We start from the raw sequence: 21,030 nt of genomic DNA on the forward strand, positions 1-21,030 counted from the left end.
CATGTTCGAAACCCTGATATTGATGCTGGATGCGACCATTCGTACCGCGCCACCGTTGATTCTGGCCGCCATGGCCGGGATGTTCTGCGAGCGCTCCGGGGTGGTCAACATCGCGCTGGAAGGCAAGCTGCTGGCGGCGGCGTTCGCCAGCGGTGCGGCGGCGGCGGTCTCCGGCTCGGCCTGGATCGGGCTGGGCGCCGGGGTCGGCGTCTCAGTCCTGTTCGCCCTGCTGCACGGCTTCGCCACCATCACCCACCGCGGCGATCAGGTGGTGAGCGGCATGGCCATCAACATACTGGCAGCCGGTCTGACCGTCACCCTTGGCCGTTACTGGTTCGATCAGGGCGGCCAGACTCCGGCGCTGTCCGGCGCTTCGCGCTTCGCCCCCATCGATCTGCCCTATGCCAAGGAGCTGTATGACGTGCCTGTCGTCGGCCAGCTCTACAGCGAGCTGCTGAGCGGCCACTCCCTGCTGGAGTACGTGGCGTTTGCCGCCGTGCCCCTGGCCTGGTGGGTGCTGTTCCGCACCCGCTTCGGCCTGCGTCTGCGCGCCGTGGGCGAGGCACCGGCCGCGGTCGATACCGCCGGCATCTCAGTGGTGCGGATGCGCTACACCGCGCTGATGATCGGCGGCCTGCTTGCCGGTATCGGTGGCACCTACCTGGCCGTGGCCCAGACCGCCCAGTTCATCCCCAACATGAGCGCGGGCAAGGGCTTCATGGCGCTGGCGGCGCTGGTGTTCGGCAAGTGGAAGCCCTGGAGCGCCATGGCGGCCTGCCTGCTGTTCGGCTTCCTCGACGCCGTCGCCATCCGGCTGCAAGGGGTCAGCATCGGCGATTTCCCGATCCCGGTGCAGGCCATAGAGGCGCTGCCCTACGTACTGACCGTGTTCCTGCTGGCCGGTTTCATCGGCAAGGCGGTGGCGCCCAAGGCGCTCGGCACCCCCTACGTCAAGGAACGGGAATAGCGGCGCATGGCGTCATCCAACAGAAGGCCCACGCAAGTGGGCCTTTTCTTTTTCGGGCGGCGGACTCAGCCGATGGGCCGCACCAGCACGGGCTGGGCGGGATCGCTCAGCCGCTCGGCCAGATAGTCCACCAGCAGCCGCACCTTGGGGGAGAGGTGGCGGTTGTGGGGATAGAGCGCCCAGATCCCCTCCTGTGGCGCCCGCAGCTCGGGCAACAGCTCGATCAGCTCCCCCCTGGCGAGGTGCTCGCTGACGTAGTAGTCCGGCAGCTGGATGATGCCTATCCCCTTCAGGGCCGCGTCCAGCAGGGCGTGGCCGCTGTTGCACTGCAGCAGGCCGCGCACCCGCACGCTGTGGGGCTGCCCGTTGAGGGTGAAGTGCCACTCATCGCCATTGCCTGCCAGGCAGCGGTGGCGGGACAGCTCGGAGAGGCTGTTGGGCATGCCGTGCCGCACCGTGTAGGCCGGCGAGGCGCACACATAGGGCACCCGCTGCGCCAGCTTGCGCGCCACCAGGCTCGAATCCTTGAGATGGCCGAGCCGGATCGCCAGATCGAACCCCTCGTGCACCAGATCCAGCAGCTGGTTGGTGAGGTTGAGGGTCACCTCCAGCTGGGGGAAGCGCACCATGAAGTCGTTCACCAGCGGCGCTATGCGGCTCTCGCCATAGGAGACGGGGGCCGTGATGCGCAGCAACCCCTGCGGCTGGGCCTGGTGCTGGCCGAGGGCCAGCTCGGCCTCGTAGAGGTTGTCGAGCAGCTGGCGACAGTGGCGGTAATAGATCTCGCCCAGCTCGGTGAGCCGCACCTGACGGGTGGTGCGCAGCAACAGCTTGGCCTGCAGCCTGTCTTCGAGCTGCGCCACCTGCCGGCTGACCTGGGCCACCGACACCCCCAGCTTGCGCGCCGCCGGGGTAAAGCCCCCCTGCTCCGCCACGCTGACAAATTCACAAACGCCTTCCCAGCCGAACATTATTACCTGTGTGTAAAAGTGATTTGAGATTTAGCCTTATTATCACCAAATCGGCGGGAAACTACACTCAACGTCCGAACCCTTTTCCGTTCACCCATTCAACAAGAGGACGTCATCCATGGCACAGGTTCAGAGCATCAAGTGTAAGGCCGCCATCGCCTGGGGCCCGGGCCAGCCCCTCTCCATCGAAGAGGTGGAGGTCATGCCGCCCCAGGCCGGTGAGGTGCGGGTGCGGATCAAAGCCACCGGCGTCTGCCACACCGATGCCTTCACGCTGTCCGGTGAAGATCCGGAAGGGGTCTTCCCCTGCATCCTGGGTCATGAGGGCGGCGGCATCGTCGAGTCCATCGGCGAGGGCGTCACCAGCGTCAAGGTGGGGGATCACGTCATCCCGCTCTACACCCCGGAATGCGGCGAGTGCAAGTTCTGCAAGTCCGGCAAGACCAACCTGTGCCAGAAGATCCGCGCCACTCAGGGCAAGGGGCTGATGCCGGACGGCACCACCCGCTTCTCCAAGGACGGTCAGCCCATCTATCACTACATGGGCACCTCCACCTTCAGCGAATACACTGTGCTGCCCGAGATCTCCATCGCCAAGGTGGATCCGGCCGCCCCGCTGGAAGAGGTGTGCCTGCTCGGCTGCGGCGTCACCACCGGCATCGGTGCCGTGATGAACACCGCCAAGGTGAAGGAGGGTGAGAGCGTCGCCATCTTCGGGCTGGGGGGCATAGGCCTCTCCGCCGTGATCGGTGCCCGCCTGGCCAAGGCCGGCCGCATCATCGCCATCGACATCAACGAGAGCAAGTTCGAGCTGGCCCGCAAACTCGGCGCCACCGACTGCATCAACCCGAACGACTATGACAAGCCCATCCAGGAGGTGATCGTCGAGCTCACCGACGGTGGCGTCGACTTCTCGTTCGAGTGCATCGGCAACGTCAAGGTGATGCGCGCGGCGCTGGAGTGCTGCCACAAGGGCTGGGGCGAGTCGGTCATCATAGGCGTCGCCGGTGCCGGCCAGGAGATCAGCACCCGTCCGTTCCAGCTGGTCACCGGCCGGGTATGGCGCGGCAGTGCCTTCGGTGGGGTACGCGGTCGCAGCGAGCTGCCGAGCTATGTGCAGCGCTACATGCAGGGGGAGTTCCGCCTCGACGACTTCATCACCCACACCATGCCGCTCGAGCGGATCAACGAGGCATTCGAGCTGATGCACGAAGGCAAGAGCATCCGCACCGTCATCCACTACTGAGCCATGACAGCCCCGCCCGCCAACGGGCCGGCGGGGCCAGGAGTCCTTCGATGAATCTGGACATCATCAGCAGCAACAAAAGCTTCGGCGGCTGGCACAAGCAGTATCGCCACCGCTCTGACCTGCTCGATTGCGAGATGCGCTTCGCCGTCTATCTGCCCCCCCAGGCCCTCACCGGCCAGAAGGTGCCCGTGCTCTACTGGCTCTCCGGCCTCACCTGCACCGATGAGAACTTTATGCAGAAGGCAGGTGCCCAGCGCATCGCCGCCGAGCTGGGCATCGCCCTGGTGGCGCCGGACACCAGCCCGCGCGGTGACGGCATCGCGGACGACCCCGGCTACGATCTCGGCATGGGGGCCGGCTTCTACGTCAACGCGACCGTCAGCCCCTGGCGCGACCACTACCAGATGTATGACTACGTCACCCGCGAGCTGCCCGAGCTCATCGAGACCCACTTCCCGGTCTCGACCCGGCGCGCCATCAGCGGCCACTCCATGGGGGGACACGGGGCTCTGATCGCCGCCCTGCGCGAACCTGGCCGCTATCGCTCGGTGTCGGCGTTCAGCCCCATCAGTCACCCGAGCCGCTGCCCCTGGGGCCAGAAGGCGCTCGGCGCCTATCTCGGTAACAACCCCCTGCTGTGGCAGGAGTGGGATGCCTGCCAGCTGCTGCGCCACCACGAGCCGGCCCCCCTGCCGACCCTGGTGGACGTGGGGCTGGACGACCCCTTCCTGGAGGAGCAGCTCGGCATCGATGCCCTGGCCGAAATAGCGGCGACCAAGGACTGGCCGCTGGAGCTCAACCGCCACGCCGGCTATGACCACAGCTACTACTTCGTGGCGAGCTTCATCGAGGCGCACCTGCGCTTCCACGCCCGTCACCTCGGCGAACAGCTCTAACCGCGCTCGCGGGTCGGCAAGAGTCGAGGCCCGCCTTGGCCAAGGAACAGGAATCAAGGATGAATCTCTTTACCGCACTGCTGGCCACGCCGGATCGCTTCGAGCAGCTGTTTGCTCAGGTGCCCGGCGACCGCCTGAACTGGGAGCCCGCCAACTGGGCCGGCATCCCCTCTGAGCACTTCTCGGCCCAGGGGCACCTCTGCCATCTGTTGGACATAGAGACGCTGGGTTATCAGCTGCGCTTCCGGCGCACCCTGGCTGAGACGCTGCCCCTGCTGGCCTCCCTCGATGGCTATCAGCTGGCGCAGGATAACGACTACCCACGGCAGGATGCCGCCGTGCAGCTGGCCCGGTTTCGCGCCGCCCGAACCCAGACGATCGACTGGCTCAGCGCCCTGCCTGCCTCGGCCTGGCGCCGACGGGCCCACTATGGCAGCTATGGCGAGGTGACGCTGGATGGGCTGGTGCGCCTGCTCGCCAGCCATGACCACCAGCATCTCGCCGGCATGCAATGGCTGTTGATGCGACTCAATGCGGATCTGGGGCTGCAGATCCCACTGGAATGAAGCCGCCTCCGTGACGGTGCACCATAGAAAAAGGCCCTTTCAGGGCCTTTTTCTCGTGCCGTGCTCAGCTCCCCTCGCGGGTGACCGAGCCTGAGCCCGCGACCCGCTGCTCGACCTTGGGATCGCCCCAGTAGGCGATGCTACCGGAGCCGGCGATGTTGATATTGAGCCGCTCCCTGGCTCTAACCTCCACGTCGCCACTACCGGCGATATTGACCTCGGCCTCGCCGCTCTCCAGCCGGCTGCCCTGAACATCACCGGTGCCGGCGATGTTCAGCTCGAGCGTTCGGACTGTGCCGGATCCCAGATCCAGTCCGCCCGAGCCGGCGATATTGCCCTCTAGGCTGTCCAGCTCCAGCCGCTGGACCTGGATACCGCCGGAACCGGCCAGTGACAGCACCAACTTGTCGCCCTTGAAGTGACCTATCTCCCCCTGGCTGTTGCCCGCCAGGGCCAGCTCGCGCAACCTGGGCAGGGTGATGGTCAGCTCCAGCGGCTCGGTGGGGGCGAGCTTATAGCCATCCTCGACCTCGATCTCCAGCTGGTTGCCACGCTCGGTGACGCTGAGCAGCGGCAGCAGGTTCTCCTGCCCCCGGATGCTCAGCCCCGGCTTGTCACCGGCCAGGATCCTTATGGTCGCCGGCACCATGGCCGCAACCTTATCTATCTCGCCGAGCGGCTGCCGCTGCTCGATGACGGCTCCCGTCCCCACCACCTCGGTATCCTCCTGCCAGCTGCATCCACTCAGCAGCCCCAGGATCAATGCCATCCCCATCATCCGTGTCATGCCACATTCCTCGTTGTCATTGGTCGCATCCCGTGTCTCGGTCTCTCAAGATTGCAAACTCCATGCCACATCATCAACCCTATGATTTACATCGATATCTATGGCTGAGGCGGCATGCTGACCGATAAGCAGAGAGTCATTTAGACCACAAGTTGGTCAGACTGACCAGCCCCAGTCGGGGTGGCGGCTCCCGGTTGACCGCACCTCACGGGGGCCACTACGCTGATAGGCCATGGAAGTTTTCTGTTGTGCCACCGGTCTGTTGAGCCAATAGTAATAGCCTGTTGGCCATGCGGCCCGCCATGGCGGCCTTGTCGCCATCACTGTCATGTCAGTCTTCACTGCCAACGAGGAGTCAAAGCGTGACCCAAGCCAGCTACCAGTTCGCCAGCACCAGCGGCCTGCCTGCCCCGACCCGCACCCCGCTGCTGACCGGTGAGGATCCCGAGCTGAAACGGCGCGAGCTGCTCGACTACTTCTGCCAGACCTTCGCACTCTACGACAGCCTGTTCGACTGCCTGGCCGATGATCGCGCCTGGTTCAACAAGGCGATCCCGCTGCGTCATCCGCTCATCTTCTACTACGGCCACACCGCCGCCTTCTTCATCAACAAGTTGCTGGCGGCCCGCCTGATCGACAGCCGCATCGACCCCCGCATCGAGGCCATGGTCGCCATCGGGGTGGATGAGATGAGCTGGGACGATCTGGACGAGACCCACTACGACTGGCCCGGGGTGGCCGAGCTGCGACACTACCGCGCCAAGGTGCGCGCCCGGGTGATCGACTTCATCCAGCAGATGCCACTGACCCTGCCCATCGACTGGCAGAGCCCGGCCTGGGTCATCCTGATGGGGACAGAGCACGAGCGCATCCACCTCGAGACCTCCAGCGTGCTGATCCGCCAGCTGCCGCTGGCCTGGGTGCGATCCCAGCCCCAGTGGCCCAGCTGCGGCGAGGCCTGCCATCGCATCGACGAGGTGCCCCTCAACGATCTGCTGCCGGTGGCGGCGGGGCGGGTGTGCCTCGGCAAGCAGGACGCCACCTACGGCTGGGACAACGAATACGGCGAACGCCACATCGAGATCCCTTCCTTCCAGGCCAGCCGCATGCTGGTGAGCAATGCCGAATACCTCGCCTTCGTCCAGGTCGGTGGTTACCGCCAGCAGGCCTGGTGGGATGACGAAGGCTGGGGCTGGTGCCAGTATGCCAAAGCGCAGATGCCCAGCTTCTGGCTCGGCTCCCCGGCCGAGCCCGAGCAGCTGCAACTGCGGCTGATGACCGAGCGGGTGGCCATGCCCTGGGACTGGCCGGTCGAGGTGAATCAGCTGGAGGCCGCCGCCTTCTGTCGCTGGAAGGCGGCCCAGACCGGCCTGCCCATCCAGCTGCCGAGCGAAGGGGAGTGGGCGCTGCTGCGCGAGTCGCTGGCGGGGGATCAGCCGGACTGGATCGAGGCACCCGGCAACCTCAACCTGGCGCGCTTCGCCTCCCCCTGTCCGGTGGATGCCTGCCCGCAGGCCGGCTTCTTCGATCTGGTGGGCAACGTCTGGCAATGGACCAGCACCGCCATCGATGGCTTCGACGGCTTTCGGGTACACCCGCTCTACGATGACTTCTCCACCCCCACCTTCGATGGCAAGCACAGCCTCATCAAGGGCGGCAGCTGGGCAAGCACCGGCAACGAGGCGCTCAAGTCGTCCCGTTACGCCTTCCGCCGCCACTTCTTCCAGCATGCGGGCTTCCGCTATCTGGTCTCCCGCTATCAGGAAGCCATCACAGTGAATCCTTACGAAACCGACACCCTGGTCGCCCAATACCTGGACTTCCAGTACGGTCCGACCCACTTCGGGGTGGCCAACTACGCCAAGACCCTGGCCGATCTGGCCGGCGAGCTGTGCGGCAACCACCAGCGGGCGCTGGACATCGGCTGCGCCACCGGCCGCGCCAGTTTCGAGCTGGCCCGCCACTTCCAGCACGTGGACGGGGTCGACTACTCGGCCCGCTTCATCGACGTGGCGCTCTCCCTCGCCAGCCAGGACAGCTTCCGCTACGCCATGCCGGTGGAGGGGGAACTGGTGGAGTATTGCGAGGCGCGGCTGTCGAGTCACGACCTCGGGCCTGCGCAAGCGGATCGCGTCCACTTCAGCCAGGGGGATGCCTGCAACCTCAAGCCCAAGTACGACCACTACGATCTGGTGCTCGCCTCCAACCTGATCGATCGGCTGCGCGAACCCGCCCGCTTCCTGCGCGACATTGCCCCCCGCCTGCGCAGCGGCGGCCTGCTGCTGCTCACCAGTCCCTACACCTGGCTGACCGACTACACCCCCAAGGCGAACTGGCTCGGCGGCATCCGGGAAAATGGCGAGGCACTGTCCACCCATCAGGCACTGCAACGGCTGCTGGCGGCACAGTTCGAGGAGCTATGCCCGCCCCGGGATGTCCCCTTCGTCATCCGCGAGACCGCTCGCAAGTACCAGCACACGGTGGCGCAGCTGACCGTCTGGCGCAAACGCTGAGGGCGCCCAGCCGGGGAATGCAAAGAGGGAGGCTTATGGCCTCCCTCTTTTTTCACCGCGACAAGGTCAAAGCTCCTGGTCGGGGACCAGGGGCTGGACCCCCTGCTCGTGATAGCGGCGCGCCAGCACGGCGCACACCATCAGCTGGATCTGGTGGAAGATCATCAGCGGCAGCACCATGACCCCGACGCTGGCGGCCGGGAACATGACGTTGGCCATGGGCACCCCGTTGGCCAGGCTCTTCTTGGAGCCGCAGAAGACGATGGTGATCTCGTCCGCCTTGTCGAAGCCGAGCCGACGGCTGATCCAGACGTTCCAGCCCAGCACCAGCGCCAGCAGCACGCAGCTGAGCAGCACTATGCTGGCCAGATCGTACCAACCCACTTGATGCCAAATCCCCTGCACCACCGCCTCGCTGAAGGCGACATAGACCACCAGCAGGATGGAGCTCTGATCCAGCTTGCCGATCAGCGGCCGGTGGCCGTCGACCCAGCGGCCGATCAATGGCCGTGACAGATGGCCCAGCACGAACGGCAGCATCAGTTGCATCATGATGGCCTGGATGGAGTGCCAGGTGTCGATCCCCTCCCCCTGCACGTGGATCATCATCCCCACCAGCACCGGCGAGAGGAAGATGCCGAGGATGCTGGAGGCCGAGGCGCTGCACACCGCCGCCGACACATTGCCCCCCGCCATCGAGGTGAAGGCGATGGCCGACTGCACGGTGGCGGGCAGCGCGCATAGATAGAGGAAACCGAGGTAGATGGCCGGGCTCAGCCATTGCGGCACCAGCGGGCTGAGCAAGAGCCCCAGCAGCGGGAACAGCAGGAAGGTGCTGGCCATCACCACCAGGTGCAGCCGCCAGTGGCCCAGCCCCGCCAGCAGGCTCTGGCGCGACAGCTTGGCACCGTGCATGAAGAACAGCATGGCCACCGCCAGCTTGGTCAGCAGCGCGAACCAGATCGCAACCTGCCCCTCGCAGGGGAAGAGGGAGGCCAGGGTGACCACCAGAATAAGCACAGAGGTAAAGGGATCCAGACGCACGAGCGGTCTCCATCAGCAAACGGACCCCGCCCTCGCGAGGAGGTCGGGACAAGGGACGACAGGCAGCAGAGCGGGAGATGTCTGGCACCTCCCGTCGAAACGGACCCAGCTTACCCCGATAACGGGGAGGCGCAAAGTTGAGGGAGACCGCCGAAATTAAACGCCTTCGGCTTGCTGCTGCGCGAGCTGGCACAGCCGGGCTCGCCACCAGGCGCAGATGGCACAAAAAAACGGGTGGCCCCTGGGCCACCCGTGCTGTTTGAAAACCGCGGTGCGGTGTTACTTGGCCAGGCTGGCACCCTGGCCAGGGGCCTTGTTGCCGGCGGCCAGCTTGCGGGCCTGACGCTTCTCGAAGCGGGAGATCCACCAGTAGGCCAGCGCCGAGAACACCGCCGTCATGAAGACGTTGATGAAGAAGGCGCGCACCAGATCCACCCCGGTCGGGAAGGCGGAGGCACTCATGCTGATCACGAAGATGGCGATCAACACCGACACCACGCTCATGCCGAACCGGCGCGAGCCCATGCGAAACTCGCGGGGGGTGTCATCGTGTTTCCAGCGGAACACGAAGTAGGCCACCATGATGAAGATCGGCGGCAGCATGGCGGTGCCCGCGGTGAGGTTGATGGCGGTGTTCATCATCTGCTGCACCGATTCGGAGCCGAAGCCGTTGACCACCAGCATCACGAACACGAACACGAACTGCCACCAGGCGGCGCGCACCGGCACCCCATGCTCGTTGAGCTGGGTGGTCTTCTCCCCATAGACGCCCTGGGGGATCTCGGAGAAGTGGATCTTCACCGGCGCCGAGGTCCACATCATCATGGAGCCGAACATGGCGATGAACAGCACCACCCCGACCGCCCGGCCGACCAGCGCCTCCGACAGCTGGAAGTACTGCGCCATGCCGGTGAAGATCTCCACCATGCCGCCGGCGTAGGTGAGGCTCTCCCGCGGCACGAAGACGTTGACCAGCACCGAGCCGATGGCATACATGGCACCGATGATCACACCGGCGGTGATGATCACCCTGATGAAGGACTTCTGGCCGCCCTTGACGTCATTGAGGTAGGCCGCCGCCGTCTCGGCGCCACCGGCCGCCTGGAAGATCCAGCACATGATGCCGAGCGTCGCCCAGTTGATGGTGGGGGTCATGGCAGCCAGGGTGATGGGCTGGGCCGGCACGTGATCGCCCCCCAGCGCCATCAGCGCCCCCAGCACATAGATGGCGAACAGGGCGAACACCCCGTAGGCCACCAGCTCGGCAATCTTGCCGAGCCAGGTCGCCCCCTTGGTGGAGATATGAGTCGCCGCCGCGAACAGCGCGATGGAGATGACCGAGGTCACCATGGGGGAGAAGGTATATTCATACCCCAGCATGGCGTAGGAGGCGTAGGCGATGACGTTCGGCAGCAGGGAGACGAACCAGAACAGGTTCACGAACCAGTAGAGGAAGGAGCCGAGGTAGGCCATCCGGGTGCCGAGCGGCTTCTTGAGCCAGTCATACATGCCCGATTCCGAGTGCTTGTTCGCCGAGACGAACTCGGAAATGATGAACACGAAGGGGATGAAATAGACGATCGTGGCCAGCAGGAAAACGGGGGCTGAGCTCAGCCCCAGTTCGATGTTGTTGTTGACGATGTTGCGCACGTTGAACACGGCGGCAAAGGTCATCGACAACAGGGCAAACTTGCCTATGGTGCCGCGTACTGATTCAGACATATTGTCCTCCGGTGGGTTTACGCCCCTTCGCATGAGGGCGCCATGACTCTGAATGTGTTCGACTCCAGCCTGCTGGCCGGGCCGTTTACTCTCTTGTTATTGTTGGCTTGGGCACCGCAAGCTGGCCCGGGCTGGCGTCATCCCGCCCTCACACTATCGGGGTGCCCGGCGCCATCGGCACCCGGGGCTGCAACAGCACGCTCTGGCTCTCGTCCGGGGTCTCGGCGCAGAGCAACATGCACTCGGATCGCTCGCCGCGCATCTTGGTCGGTTTGAGGTTGGTCAGCACCACCACCTCGCTGCCCATCAGCTCCTCTTCGCTGTAATGGGGCACCAGACTGGTGACCGTCTGCAGCGGCCGCTCGCCACCCACGTCGATCTGGACGATATAGAGTTTGTCGGCCCCGGGATGGCGCACCACCTCCAGCACCCTGCCCACCTTCATCTCGACCCGTTTGAATTCGGCAAACTCGATTGTCTCGCTCATTCCATGCTCCTCATGCTCTGTGGTTCAACCGGTAACGGGTGGCCGCCGCCACCCGGTTTATCTCTTTCTTGGCCACTCGGGCCGGTTTGCTCTGGGGATCAGGGCGCCTGGATGAACACCTGAGCGGCCGGCTGGGCTTCTTTCACCCGCGCCTCCTCGCTCAGGGAGGCTTCGTATCTGTTGTATTTCCACCAGGCAAAGCCCAGGAAGATCACTATTCCGCCCACGTTGTAGAAGACGATGGTCATGATGTCGGCGCCGGTCGGGAAGGTGGAGGCGAGGAAACCAACCGAGAAGATGGCGATCAGCACCGAGACCACGGCGATCCCGGTTGCACGTGAGCCCATCTTGAAATCCCGTGGCAGGTGATCCAGCTTCAGGCGCAGGTTCAGGTAGGCCAGCATGATGAACAGCGGTGGCAGCATGGAGGCGGCCGCCGTCATGTTGATTACGGTGTTCATCAGGTCTTGCGCCGTATTTGAGCCCAGGGTCGGGATCAGCATCAGGGGCAGCACTATCAGGTACTGGATCCAGGCAGCACGGGCCGGCACGCCGTTTTCGTTCAGCTCGACGGTCTTCTTGCCGAAGATGCCGGCCGGGATCTCGGAGAAGAAGATCTTCACCGGGGTGGCCGTCCACATCAGCAGGGAGCCGAACATGGCGGTGAAGGAGACCAGACCCACGAAGCGGTTCATCAAGATGGCGGGCAGACCAAAGTAAGAGGCCAGCCCCTCGAATACCTGCACCGAGCCGCCGGTATATTTCAGGGTATCGCTCGGCACAAAGACGTTGATCAGCACCGAAGCGATGGAGTACAGCACGCCGATGAAGATCCCGGCGATGATGATCACCTTCACGAAAGACTTGGAGCCGCCTTTGACGTCATTCACGTAGACCGCGACCGACTCGGCGCCACCGGCCGCCATGAAGATCCAGGTGGTGATCCCGAGGAAGGCCCAGCTGAAATCCGGGATCATCGCCTCTACCGTGATGGGATCGGCAGGCTGTACACCACCGATCAAGGCCGCGCCCGCCAGCAGTATGTAGGAGAGGGTCAGCAGCAGCATCAGGGACGAGGTCACCGAGGTGATGGGGCCGAGCATCTTGGCGCCGTTGGTGGAGACATAGGTGGCAAAGGCGAACAGCACCATGCTCAGACCCGTGGTGGCCAGCGGGGTGAGTATGTATTCGTAGCCGAGGAAGGCATAGGAGGCGTAGGCGATCACCCGCGGCAGCAGCGAGGTGAAGAAGAACAGGTTCACGAACCAGTAGGTGTAGGCGGAGATAAAGGCCCAACGACCGCCGAGGGAGCTCTTCACCCAGGCATAGACGCCGGCCTCGGAGTTCTTATTCAGTGACACGAATTCCGCGATGATGAGGCAGAACGGAATGAAGTAAAAAATGGTGGCCAGAAAGAACATGGGGCCTGACGCCAGACCGATTTCAATGTTGTTGTTGATGACATTGTTAAAGCTGAATACCGCCGCAAAGGTGAGCGACAGCAACCCGAACTTGCCTATCGTATTCCGTTTGGAATCGGACATCGTGCATCTCCAGACCTGTAGTTATTGTCTGCGGAAGGGCGGGGCATGAGTTGTAGGGTGGCCCCGCCCTTCCGGCTTTTATCAGTGCAAAAACAGCGGCTTGTTATTTGTTCTTGAAGTAGCCGCCTTCGATGGTCACCTTGATGATCAGCTTGCGCACAGACCCATCGCCGACGAAGCGATAGGCCTCGTCATTCTCGAAGATCACCAGCTGACCCTTGCCGACCCGCTGGCGCTGTTGCACCTCGCCGGCCAGCCACTCGCGGTCAGTGGTGTCGTCGTAGGCCTGCTCGGTGCACAGCTTGCGTTTCTCGGCCCACTCCACCGTCTCTTCCCCTTCCAGGTAGTAGTGGATGTCGAAGTAGCGGCGCTGCCCCTCGAACAGGGCGGTGGCCGGGCTGGCCCCCTCCTGCAGGCGGTAGGTGAGGGAGTCACCGATGGAGTGGGAGACGCCGGGCTTGAGGTTCGGCAGGTTGTCGATGGCCTCCACGCAGCGGCCCCACTTCTTGCCCTTCCGGTAGATGTTTTTGAACAGGGTCAGGTTGTCCAGGGTGATCATGCGAGCGTCCTCCCGCCGTTGATACTGAGATCGATCCCGGCCAGCGCGGCCGGATTGAGGTTGCCGCGGGCGATGGGCAACAGGGTCAGGCCGAAGCTGAATGGCTCGAAGCGCACCCGCCAGGAGTCCAGCACCTCGGATCCCCAGGAGTTGGAGCCCAGCCCCAGCACCCTGTGATCCAGGTTGAGGGTGAGATGACCGCAGGGCTCCAGCTCGTTGATGTGCTGCGCCGCATGGATATGCTCCCAGCTGTAGGGCCAGACGCTCAGGTTGATGGGGGCATCCGGTCGCACGTAGAGACCGGCGCCGTGGCGGTTGCTCAGGGTCGCCCAGCGCACCTGCTGGCGGTTGCCGTTGTCCTGCGGGAAGGGGTAGTGCTCCCACATCTCGGCCACAGTGCTCTGGAAGCAGTCGATCCAGTTGCTCTGGCGGCTGTCCTGGTAGTTCTCCCCCGGCCCCATGCCAAAGTAGTGCACCCGATCGAGGTCCTGGCGGATCCCCAGCTCGAAGCCGATCTTGGGAATGATGTCGTCATAGCCGCCGTAGGGCTGGCCGGACAGGGCCACATGCAGCTGGCCGTTCGGGCTCAGGGTGTAGACGTAGCGGCAACGCATGCCGAAGTCGAACACCGGCGGCGCGATCAGGCTCTCCACCGTCACCTCGACCGCCTCCCCCAGCTGACGCCAGCTCAGGGTGCGGAAGTGCTCCTGCATGATCTGCAGGTGGTTCGGGTGCCACAGGCTCTCGTACTCCTGCTTGTGGTTGTCGATCATCGGCTTGAAGAAGGTGAGGCGCGGCGCCCGCTCAATCAGCTCCATGCCATCCTGCTGCCAGCTCACCAGCTTGCCGTCGAGACGGGAGAAGCGCAGGGCGAAGCCGCTGCCGGTCAGGGTCAGCGCGAGCCGCTCGTCGGCGATCTGCAGCGCCGTGGCGTTGGGGTTGGCAAAGGGCAGCAGCTGGCGAGTCGACTCCTTGAGCCGGAACTGGTACTGGCCGAGTTCATGACCCGCCGGGCTATGGCGGGTGGCGCTGGCCTTGATGACCCTCAGCTGGACGAAGGCCTCCCGACCGTCGAGGGATGGCAGCTCGAACTGCAGCGGGGTGATGGCACCGGGGGCAATACCCTCCAGCCGGAGCTGCTGGCTGGCCAGCAGATCGCCTTCGGCCTTCACCTCGATCAGCAGGCGGATGTCGTCCAGGTTCGAGAACCAATAGCGGTTCTCCAGCTCCAGCCGGCCGCTGGCCGCATCCAGGGCGCGGATCTTGACCGGGCAGATCACCTGCTTGTATTCGCGCAGGCCAGGCCCCGGGGTCTGATCCGGATAGATGAGGCCATCCATGCAGAAGTTGTAGTTGTTGGGGTAGTCGCCGTAGTCACCGCCGTACTTGTAGACGGCGCGACCCTGCTCGTCCTGGTCCAGGATGCCGTGATCGCACCACTCCCAGATGTAGTGGCCCTGAATGTGGGGATGACGATCGAACACCTGCTGGTATTCGCTGAGGCCGCCCGGGCCGTTGCCCATGGCGTGGGCGTATTCGCAGAGGATGCGTGGCTTGTCCATCGGGAACTCGCCGAAACAGTTCATCTGGGAGACGCGGGAATACATGGTGCTGACCACATCCACCACCTCGGCGTCGCGATCCTCCTCGTAGTGCACCAGCCGGGTTGGGTCGAGCGCCTTGCAGCGCCGGTACATGGCCCTGATGTTGCAGCCGTAGCCGGACTCGTTGCCCAGGGACCAGATGATGATGGAGGGGTGGTTCTTCTGGGCGTGGACGTGGCGCTCGATCCTGTCCACGAACACCGGCTCCCAGGAGGGGTCATCGGTGATGCGGCTCAGATCGCCGACGTTGGCGAAGCCGTGGGTCTCCACGTCGGTCTCCGCCATCACGAACAGGCCGTACTGGTCGCACAGCTCGTAGAAGCGCGGGTCATTCGGGTAGTGGGCGGTGCGCACCGAGTTGAGGTTGTGCTGCTTCATCAGCACTATGTCGCGCTCCACCCGATCCATGCCGACGGCCCGGCTCTTGAGGTGATCGTTGTCGTGGCGGTTCACCCCGTGCAGCTTGAGGTAGCGACCGTTGACGTAGAAAAGCCCGTCCTTGACGGTGATTTCGCGCACCCCGACCCGCTGGGGGATCACCTCCAGCAGCTCACCTCGCTCGTTATAGAGCGACAGCTGCAGCTGGTAGAGGTAAGGATCCTCGGCGTTCCACAGATGGGGGGCCGCCAGATCCAGGCTGAAGCGGCAGTCGAGCTTGCCATCTATGGTCAGGCTATCGAGCGCGCCGCTGGCGATCTCGCGCCCCTGATCCAGCAGGGACCAGACCAGCCGATGATCCTTGGCCTGTTCACCGAGATTCTCAAGCGCGATGTCGCAGCTCAGGGTGGCGCTCTGGTTGTCGTCGGCCAGCGCTGTCTGGATGAAGAAGTCCTGTACATGGACGGCTGTCTTGCCCACCAGGTAGACGTCGCGGAAGATCCCCGCCATCCACCACATGTCCTGATCTTCGATGTAGGTGGAATCCGCCCACTGCATCACCCGTACCGACAGCAGGTTCTCGCCGGTTTGGGCATAGGCGCTGATGTCGAACTCGGCGGTCAGGCGGCTGCCCTTGCTGAAGCCCACATACTGACCGTTCACATAGACCTCGAAGTAGGTCTCGACCCCGTCGAACTTGATGATCACTTGCTCGCCCACCCAGGCCGGGCTCAGCGTGAAGCCACGCTGGTAGGCGCCCGTGGGGTTGTTGCTCGGCACGAAGGGCACATCGATGGGGAAGGGAAAACCTTCGTCTGTGTATTGCAGATGGCCGTGGCCTTCCATCTGCCACATGTTGGGCACCGTGATCTGACCCCAGTCGCTCATGGGGCTGTGATAGAAGGCCTCCGGCACCTGCAGGGGATGCTCGAAGTAATGAAACTGCCACTGGCCGCTCAAGGAGAGGAAGCGACGGCTTAGCTCCCGCTGCAGGGTGGCGGCCGCAGAGCTGTCGGCATAAGAGAAGAAGTAGGCACGGGGTGCCAGTCTGTGTTCACCAACGAATTGAACGTTTTCCCAGTTATTCACATGTCCTCCCGGAACAAGGCAAGGTAGCTCGGTAAACTCTAGATAAACATTTACTAAATATCAGGTGATAATCGGTAAAGTTTTAACCTGATCACATAAGATAGCCCAATTTGTGAGCGGGATCAGAAGCAGGAGATAAAAGAGGGGGCAGTCTGCCTGAATGGCATAGATATTGGCGGGGTCAGAAAGAGATAGATATATAGCATTTAAAAACAAATACTTAAGTGTTTTTCTTGATGGCAGGAGTCAATGCAGGAGGGAGGAAGGCCGTTGCTCCATAGGGAAATGGAGCAACAGGGGAAGGATAATTTTACTAAAACTACCGAGTGGTGCCGCGCAGGGTCAGTCGGCTGGGAACCAGCACCCGCAGCGGCACTTCCCGCTCGTCGCGCAGCCGCTCGACCAACAGATTGACCCCCTGGGAGCCCATCAACTCGGAGTGGATCCGAACCGTGGAGAGCGGCGGGAAGGTAAACTTGGCGGTCGGAATGTCGTTCACACTGATCAGCTCGATCTGCAGGGGAATGGCCAGCCCCTTCTCATGGATCGCCCGCAGCACGCCGATGGCGATGGAGTCAGAGGCCACGAACAGGGCACGGGGCCAGTCGCCGGCCAGCATCTCCTTCGCCAGCCGATAGCCGGAGGCGCTGGAGAAATCGCCGCGATAGAGGTCGCTCTCCCGCACCACCCCCAGCCGCTGCCCGTAATCGAGGAAGGCGAGCTCCCGCAGATCCGGTGCCTCGTCCTGACCACCTATGTAGCCGATGCGGCCATGCCCCTGGGCGATGAAGAAGTCCACCACCTGCTGGCTGATCAACGCCAGATCCACGTCCACCGAATCGAACTCCCCCTCGGAGCGGCAATCCACGAACACCAGCTGGGCAGAAAGAGAATACAGCGCAGCGAGGCGCTCCGGCGGCAGATGACCGATGACCAGGATGCCGTCGACGGCGGAGAGCTCACGCCCTTCGGCACCGTTGTAGAAATGGGTCAGCTCGATGTTGAGGCGGGCACACTGGGTCTCGATGCCGTAGCGGATGGCGAGATAATAGGGGTCGTTGACCTCGGTGCTCTGCGGGTAGGCATAGACCGCCAGAAAGTGCAGCTTGCTCTTGTGCACCCCCTTGCGGGCGCTGCTGGTCTTGTACTCCAGTCGCTCGGCAATCTCGAAGATCTTCTGCCTGGTCTCTTCCTTGACGCTCAGCGTCGGATCCTCATTGAGCACCCGTGACACCGTGGCCTGGGAAACCCCCGCCTCCAGCGCTATTTCCTTCAATGTGGCCATGCATACTCCTCTGGCGATGACTCGCGACAATACCAGTCCAAGAGTAACGGGCAACATGCTGACAGCCCAGCATTTTTACTAAAAGAAACCCATCAGAACAGGAAAAAACACCAAAGCAAAAAGGCCTCCCGCATGGGAGGCCTCTTCTAAATAGGTGCCTGACAGTGTCCTACTCTCGCATGGCGAATGCCACACTACCATCGGCGCTACCGCGTTTCACTTCTGAGTTCGGCATGGGATCAGGTGGTTCCACGGCGCTATTGCCGTCAGGCAAAAGCTGTATCACTAACTTAAAACTGGTGCTGATACCCAGAGTCGAACTGGGGACCTCATCCTTACCAAGGATGCGCTCTACCAACTGAGCCATATCAGCACACTAACCGGTAAAGAACACACTGTGTGCGTTATCTAAATCTGTTGTCCGCAACAACCTTACATCGCTGCACGACCAATCACATCGCTGTGACCGTAATTAGGAGCCTGGCAGTGTCCTACTCTCGCATGGCGAATGCCACACTACCATCGGCGCTACCGCGTTTCACTTCTGAGTTCGGCATGGGATCAGGTGGTTCCACGGCGCTATGGCCGCCAGGCAAAAACTTCAATCTCGGAAAGCTGACGTGAATAACGACTAAGCGCTTAGCTTGGTCACTATCACTGAATTAAGTAAGTAGTTCTTCATCTGCTACAAGGCCCAGAACACTTCTTGGGTGTTGTATGGTTAAGCCTCACGGGTAATTAGTATGGGTTAGCTCAACACGTCGCCGCGCTTACACACCCCACCTATCAACGTTGTGGTCTCCAACGGCCCTTTAGGACCCTCAAGGGGTCAGGGATGACTCATCTCAGGGCTCGCTTCCCGCTTAGATGCTTTCAGCGGTTATCGATTCCGAACTTAGCTACCGGGCAGTGCCACTGGCGTGACAACCCGAACACCAGAGGTTCGTTCACTCCGGTCCTCTCGTACTAGGAGCAACTCCCTTCAATCATCCAACGCCCACGGCAGATAGGGACCGAACTGTCTCACGACGTTCTGAACCCAGCTCGCGTACCACTTTAAATGGCGAACAGCCATACCCTTGGGACCGACTTCAGCCCCAGGATGTGATGAGCCGACATCGAGGTGCCAAACACCGCCGTCGATATGAACTCTTGGGCGGTATCAGCCTGTTATCCCCGGAGTACCTTTTATCCGTTGAGCGATGGCCCTTCCATTCAGAACCACCGGATCACTATGACCTACTTTCGTACCTGCTCGACCTGTCCGTCTCGCAGTTAAGCTGGCTTATGCCATTGCACTAACCTCCTGATGTCCGACCAGGATTAGCCAACCTTCGTGCTCCTCCGTTACTCTTTGGGAGGAGACCGCCCCAGTCAAACTACCCACCAGGCACTGTCCGCGAGCCCGATTCAGGGCCCTGCGTTAGAACATCAAACATACAAGGGTGGTATTTCAAGGACGGCTCCAGCGCAACTGGCGTCACGCCTTCAAAGCCTCCCACCTATCCTACACATGTAGGTTCAATGTTCAGTGCCAAGCTGTAGTAAAGGTTCACGGGGTCTTTCCGTCTAGCCGCGGGTACACCGCATCTTCACGGCGAATTCGATTTCACTGAGTCTCGGGTGGAGACAGCATGGCCATGGTTACACCATTCGTGCAGGTCGGAACTTACCCGACAAGGAATTTCGCTACCTTAGGACCGTTATAGTTACGGCCGCCGTTTACCGGGGCTTCGATCAAGAGCTTCGCTTGCGCTAACCCCATCAATTAACCTTCCGGCACCGGGCAGGTGTCACACCCTATACGTCCACTTTCGTGTTTGCAGAGTGCTGTGTTTTTGATAAACAGTCCCAGCCATCTGGTCACTGCGACTCCCAACTGCTCCATCCGCAAGGGACTTCACTGTCAAGAGCGAACCTTCTCCCGAAGTTACGGTTCTATTTTGCCTAGTTCCTTCACCCGAGTTCTCTCAAGCGCCTTGGTATTCTCTACCCGACCACCTGTGTCGGTTTGGGGTACGATGACTTGTAATCTGAAGCTTAGAGGCTTTTCCTGGAAGCATGGCATCAATGGCTTCACCACCGTAGTGGCTTCGTCTCGTGTCTCAGCGTTGCATCTCCGGATTTGCCTAGAGATACCGCCTACGCACTTTCACCAGGACAACCGTCGCCTGGCCCACCTAGCCTTCTCCGTCCCCCCATCGCAATTACAAGTCGTGCAGGAATATTAACCTGCTTCCCATCGATTACGCCTTTCGGCCTCACCTTAGGGGTCGACTCACCCTGCCCCGATTAACGTTGGACAGGAACCCTTGGTCTTCCGGCGAGGAGGCTTTTCACCCCCTTTATCGTTACTTACGTCAGCATTCGCACTTCTGATATCTCCAGCATACCTCTCGATACACCTTCGCAGACTTACAGAACGCTCCCCTACCACTCACACATAAGTGTGAATCCGCGGCTTCGGTGCCTGGTTTGAGCCCCGTTACATCTTCCGCGCAGGCCGACTCGACTAGTGAGCTATTACGCTTTCTTTAAATGATGGCTGCTTCTAAGCCAACATCCTAGCTGTCTGAGCCTTCCCACATCGTTTCCCACTTAACCAGAACTTTGGGACCTTAGCCGGCGGTCTGGGTTGTTTCCCTCTTCACGACGGACGTTAGCACCCGCCGTGTGTCTCCCGGATATTACTTACTGGTATTCGGAGTTTGCATGGAGTTGGTAAGTCGGGATGACCCCCTAGTCCAAACAGTGCTCTACCCCCAGTAGTATTCGTCCGAGGCGCTACCTAAATAGCTTTCGGGGAGAACCAGCTATCTCCGAGTTTGATTGGCCTTTCACCCCCAGCCACAGGTCATCCCCTAACTTTGCAACGTTAGTGGGTTCGGTCCTCCAGTTGATGTTACTCAACCTTCAACCTGCCCATGGCTAGATCACCCGGTTTCGGGTCTACACCTTGCAACTAGACGCCCAGTTAAGACTCGGTTTCCCTACGGCTCCCCTATACGGTTAACCTCGCTACAAAATGTAAGTCGCTGACCCATTATACAAAAGGTACGCAGTCACCCCGAAGGGCTCCCACTGCTTGTACGTACACGGTTTCAGGTTCTATTTCACTCCCCTCACAGGGGTTCTTTTCGCCTTTCCCTCACGGTACTGGTTCACTATCGGTCAGTCAGGAGTATTTAGCCTTGGAGGATGGTCCCCCCATATTCAGACAGGATGTCACGTGTCCCGCCCTACTCGATTTCACTTCAAGGTCGTTTTCATGTACGGGGCTATCACCCTGTATCGCTGGCCTTTCCAGGACCATTCCACTAACTTCCAAGAAACTTAAGGGCTAATCCCCGTTCGCTCGCCGCTACTAAG

The 21,030-nt window shown here is 61.9% G+C and carries 14 protein-coding genes, 1 tRNA gene and 3 rRNA genes (1 of these 18 running past the window's edge); 5 read left to right on the forward strand and 13 right to left on the reverse strand.

What is annotated here, in order from left to right:
• Position 1 precedes the first annotated feature (1 nt).
• Entirely contained in the window at positions 2-967 is a 966-nt protein-coding gene (locus EL255_RS20535; RefSeq protein WP_042652946.1) for an ABC transporter permease, read from the forward strand.
• A 65-nt stretch (positions 968-1,032) separates the two neighbouring features.
• Here EL255_RS20535 and EL255_RS20540 read toward each other — a convergent pair whose 3' ends face one another.
• The gene (locus tag EL255_RS20540; protein WP_042652947.1) at positions 1,033-1,938 is read right to left on the reverse strand and encodes a LysR substrate-binding domain-containing protein; all 906 of its coding nucleotides are present in this window, start codon (positions 1,936-1,938) and stop codon (positions 1,033-1,035) included.
• Positions 1,939-2,056: 118 nt separating this feature from the next.
• On the opposite strand from EL255_RS20540, the gene EL255_RS20545 reads away from it, so the two are divergent.
• The 3 genes from EL255_RS20545 to EL255_RS20555 are packed head-to-tail and all read left to right on the forward strand — an operon-like array spanning position 2,057 to position 4,649.
• Positions 2,057-3,184: an S-(hydroxymethyl)glutathione dehydrogenase/class III alcohol dehydrogenase gene (locus EL255_RS20545; RefSeq protein WP_042652948.1), complete on the forward strand. Its 1,128-nt coding sequence runs from the start codon at positions 2,057-2,059 to the stop codon at positions 3,182-3,184.
• Between the two features lie 50 nt (positions 3,185-3,234).
• Entirely contained in the window at positions 3,235-4,083 is an 849-nt protein-coding gene (gene fghA, locus EL255_RS20550) for an S-formylglutathione hydrolase (RefSeq protein ID WP_042652949.1), read from the forward strand.
• Between the two features lie 59 nt (positions 4,084-4,142).
• Positions 4,143-4,649, forward strand: a complete 507-nt coding sequence (locus tag EL255_RS20555; protein WP_042652950.1) for a DinB family protein — start codon at positions 4,143-4,145, stop codon at positions 4,647-4,649.
• 64 nt (positions 4,650-4,713) lie between these two features.
• Here EL255_RS20555 and EL255_RS20560 read toward each other — a convergent pair whose 3' ends face one another.
• Positions 4,714-5,436, reverse strand: a complete 723-nt coding sequence (locus tag EL255_RS20560; RefSeq protein WP_042652951.1) for a head GIN domain-containing protein — start codon at positions 5,434-5,436, stop codon at positions 4,714-4,716.
• A 362-nt stretch (positions 5,437-5,798) separates the two neighbouring features.
• Here EL255_RS20560 and ovoA point away from each other — a divergent pair, with 362 nt between their 5' ends.
• Positions 5,799-7,949, forward strand: a complete 2,151-nt coding sequence (ovoA, locus tag EL255_RS20565; protein WP_042652952.1) for a 5-histidylcysteine sulfoxide synthase — start codon at positions 5,799-5,801, stop codon at positions 7,947-7,949.
• A gap of 66 nt (positions 7,950-8,015) precedes the next feature.
• Here ovoA and EL255_RS20570 read toward each other — a convergent pair whose 3' ends face one another.
• The 11 genes from EL255_RS20570 to EL255_RS20620 all read right to left on the reverse strand — a co-directional run.
• Positions 8,016-8,993 carry a bile acid:sodium symporter family protein gene (locus EL255_RS20570; RefSeq protein WP_042652953.1) on the reverse strand — a complete coding sequence of 326 codons (978 nt, stop codon included), beginning with the start codon at positions 8,991-8,993 and terminating at the stop codon, positions 8,016-8,018.
• 279 nt (positions 8,994-9,272) lie between these two features.
• Entirely contained in the window at positions 9,273-10,715 is a 1,443-nt protein-coding gene (locus EL255_RS20575; protein ID WP_042652954.1) for an amino acid permease, read from the reverse strand.
• Positions 10,716-10,863: 148 nt separating this feature from the next.
• Entirely contained in the window at positions 10,864-11,202 is a 339-nt protein-coding gene (locus EL255_RS20580) for a tRNA-binding protein (protein ID WP_042652955.1), read from the reverse strand.
• A gap of 98 nt (positions 11,203-11,300) precedes the next feature.
• Complete coding sequence (locus tag EL255_RS20585; protein WP_042652956.1) at positions 11,301-12,746, reverse strand: amino acid permease; 1,446 nt, start codon at positions 12,744-12,746, stop codon at positions 11,301-11,303.
• A 103-nt stretch (positions 12,747-12,849) separates the two neighbouring features.
• Entirely contained in the window at positions 12,850-13,305 is a 456-nt protein-coding gene (locus EL255_RS20590; RefSeq protein WP_042652957.1) for a beta-galactosidase subunit beta, read from the reverse strand.
• Positions 13,302-16,376, reverse strand: coding sequence for a beta-galactosidase subunit alpha (ebgA, locus tag EL255_RS20595; protein ID WP_042652958.1), 3,075 nt, complete (start codon positions 16,374-16,376; stop codon positions 13,302-13,304). The genes EL255_RS20590 and ebgA overlap by 4 nt, the downstream gene beginning before the upstream one ends.
• A gap of 319 nt (positions 16,377-16,695) precedes the next feature.
• The gene (gene ebgR, locus EL255_RS20600; protein ID WP_042652959.1) at positions 16,696-17,661 is read right to left on the reverse strand and encodes a transcriptional regulator EbgR; all 966 of its coding nucleotides are present in this window, start codon (positions 17,659-17,661) and stop codon (positions 16,696-16,698) included.
• 156 nt (positions 17,662-17,817) lie between these two features.
• Positions 17,818-17,932: ribosomal RNA gene (rrf, locus tag EL255_RS20605) — 5S ribosomal RNA — on the reverse strand.
• Positions 17,933-17,958: 26 nt separating this feature from the next.
• A tRNA-Thr gene (locus EL255_RS20610) sits at positions 17,959-18,034 on the reverse strand.
• A gap of 105 nt (positions 18,035-18,139) precedes the next feature.
• A 5S ribosomal RNA gene (gene rrf, locus EL255_RS20615) occupies positions 18,140-18,254 on the reverse strand.
• Between the two features lie 124 nt (positions 18,255-18,378).
• Positions 18,379-21,030: ribosomal RNA gene (locus EL255_RS20620) — 23S ribosomal RNA — on the reverse strand; it runs 238 nt beyond the window's last position.

The organism is Aeromonas encheleia (assembly GCF_900637545.1).
GTDB classification, from domain to species: domain Bacteria; phylum Pseudomonadota; class Gammaproteobacteria; order Enterobacterales; family Aeromonadaceae; genus Aeromonas; species Aeromonas encheleia.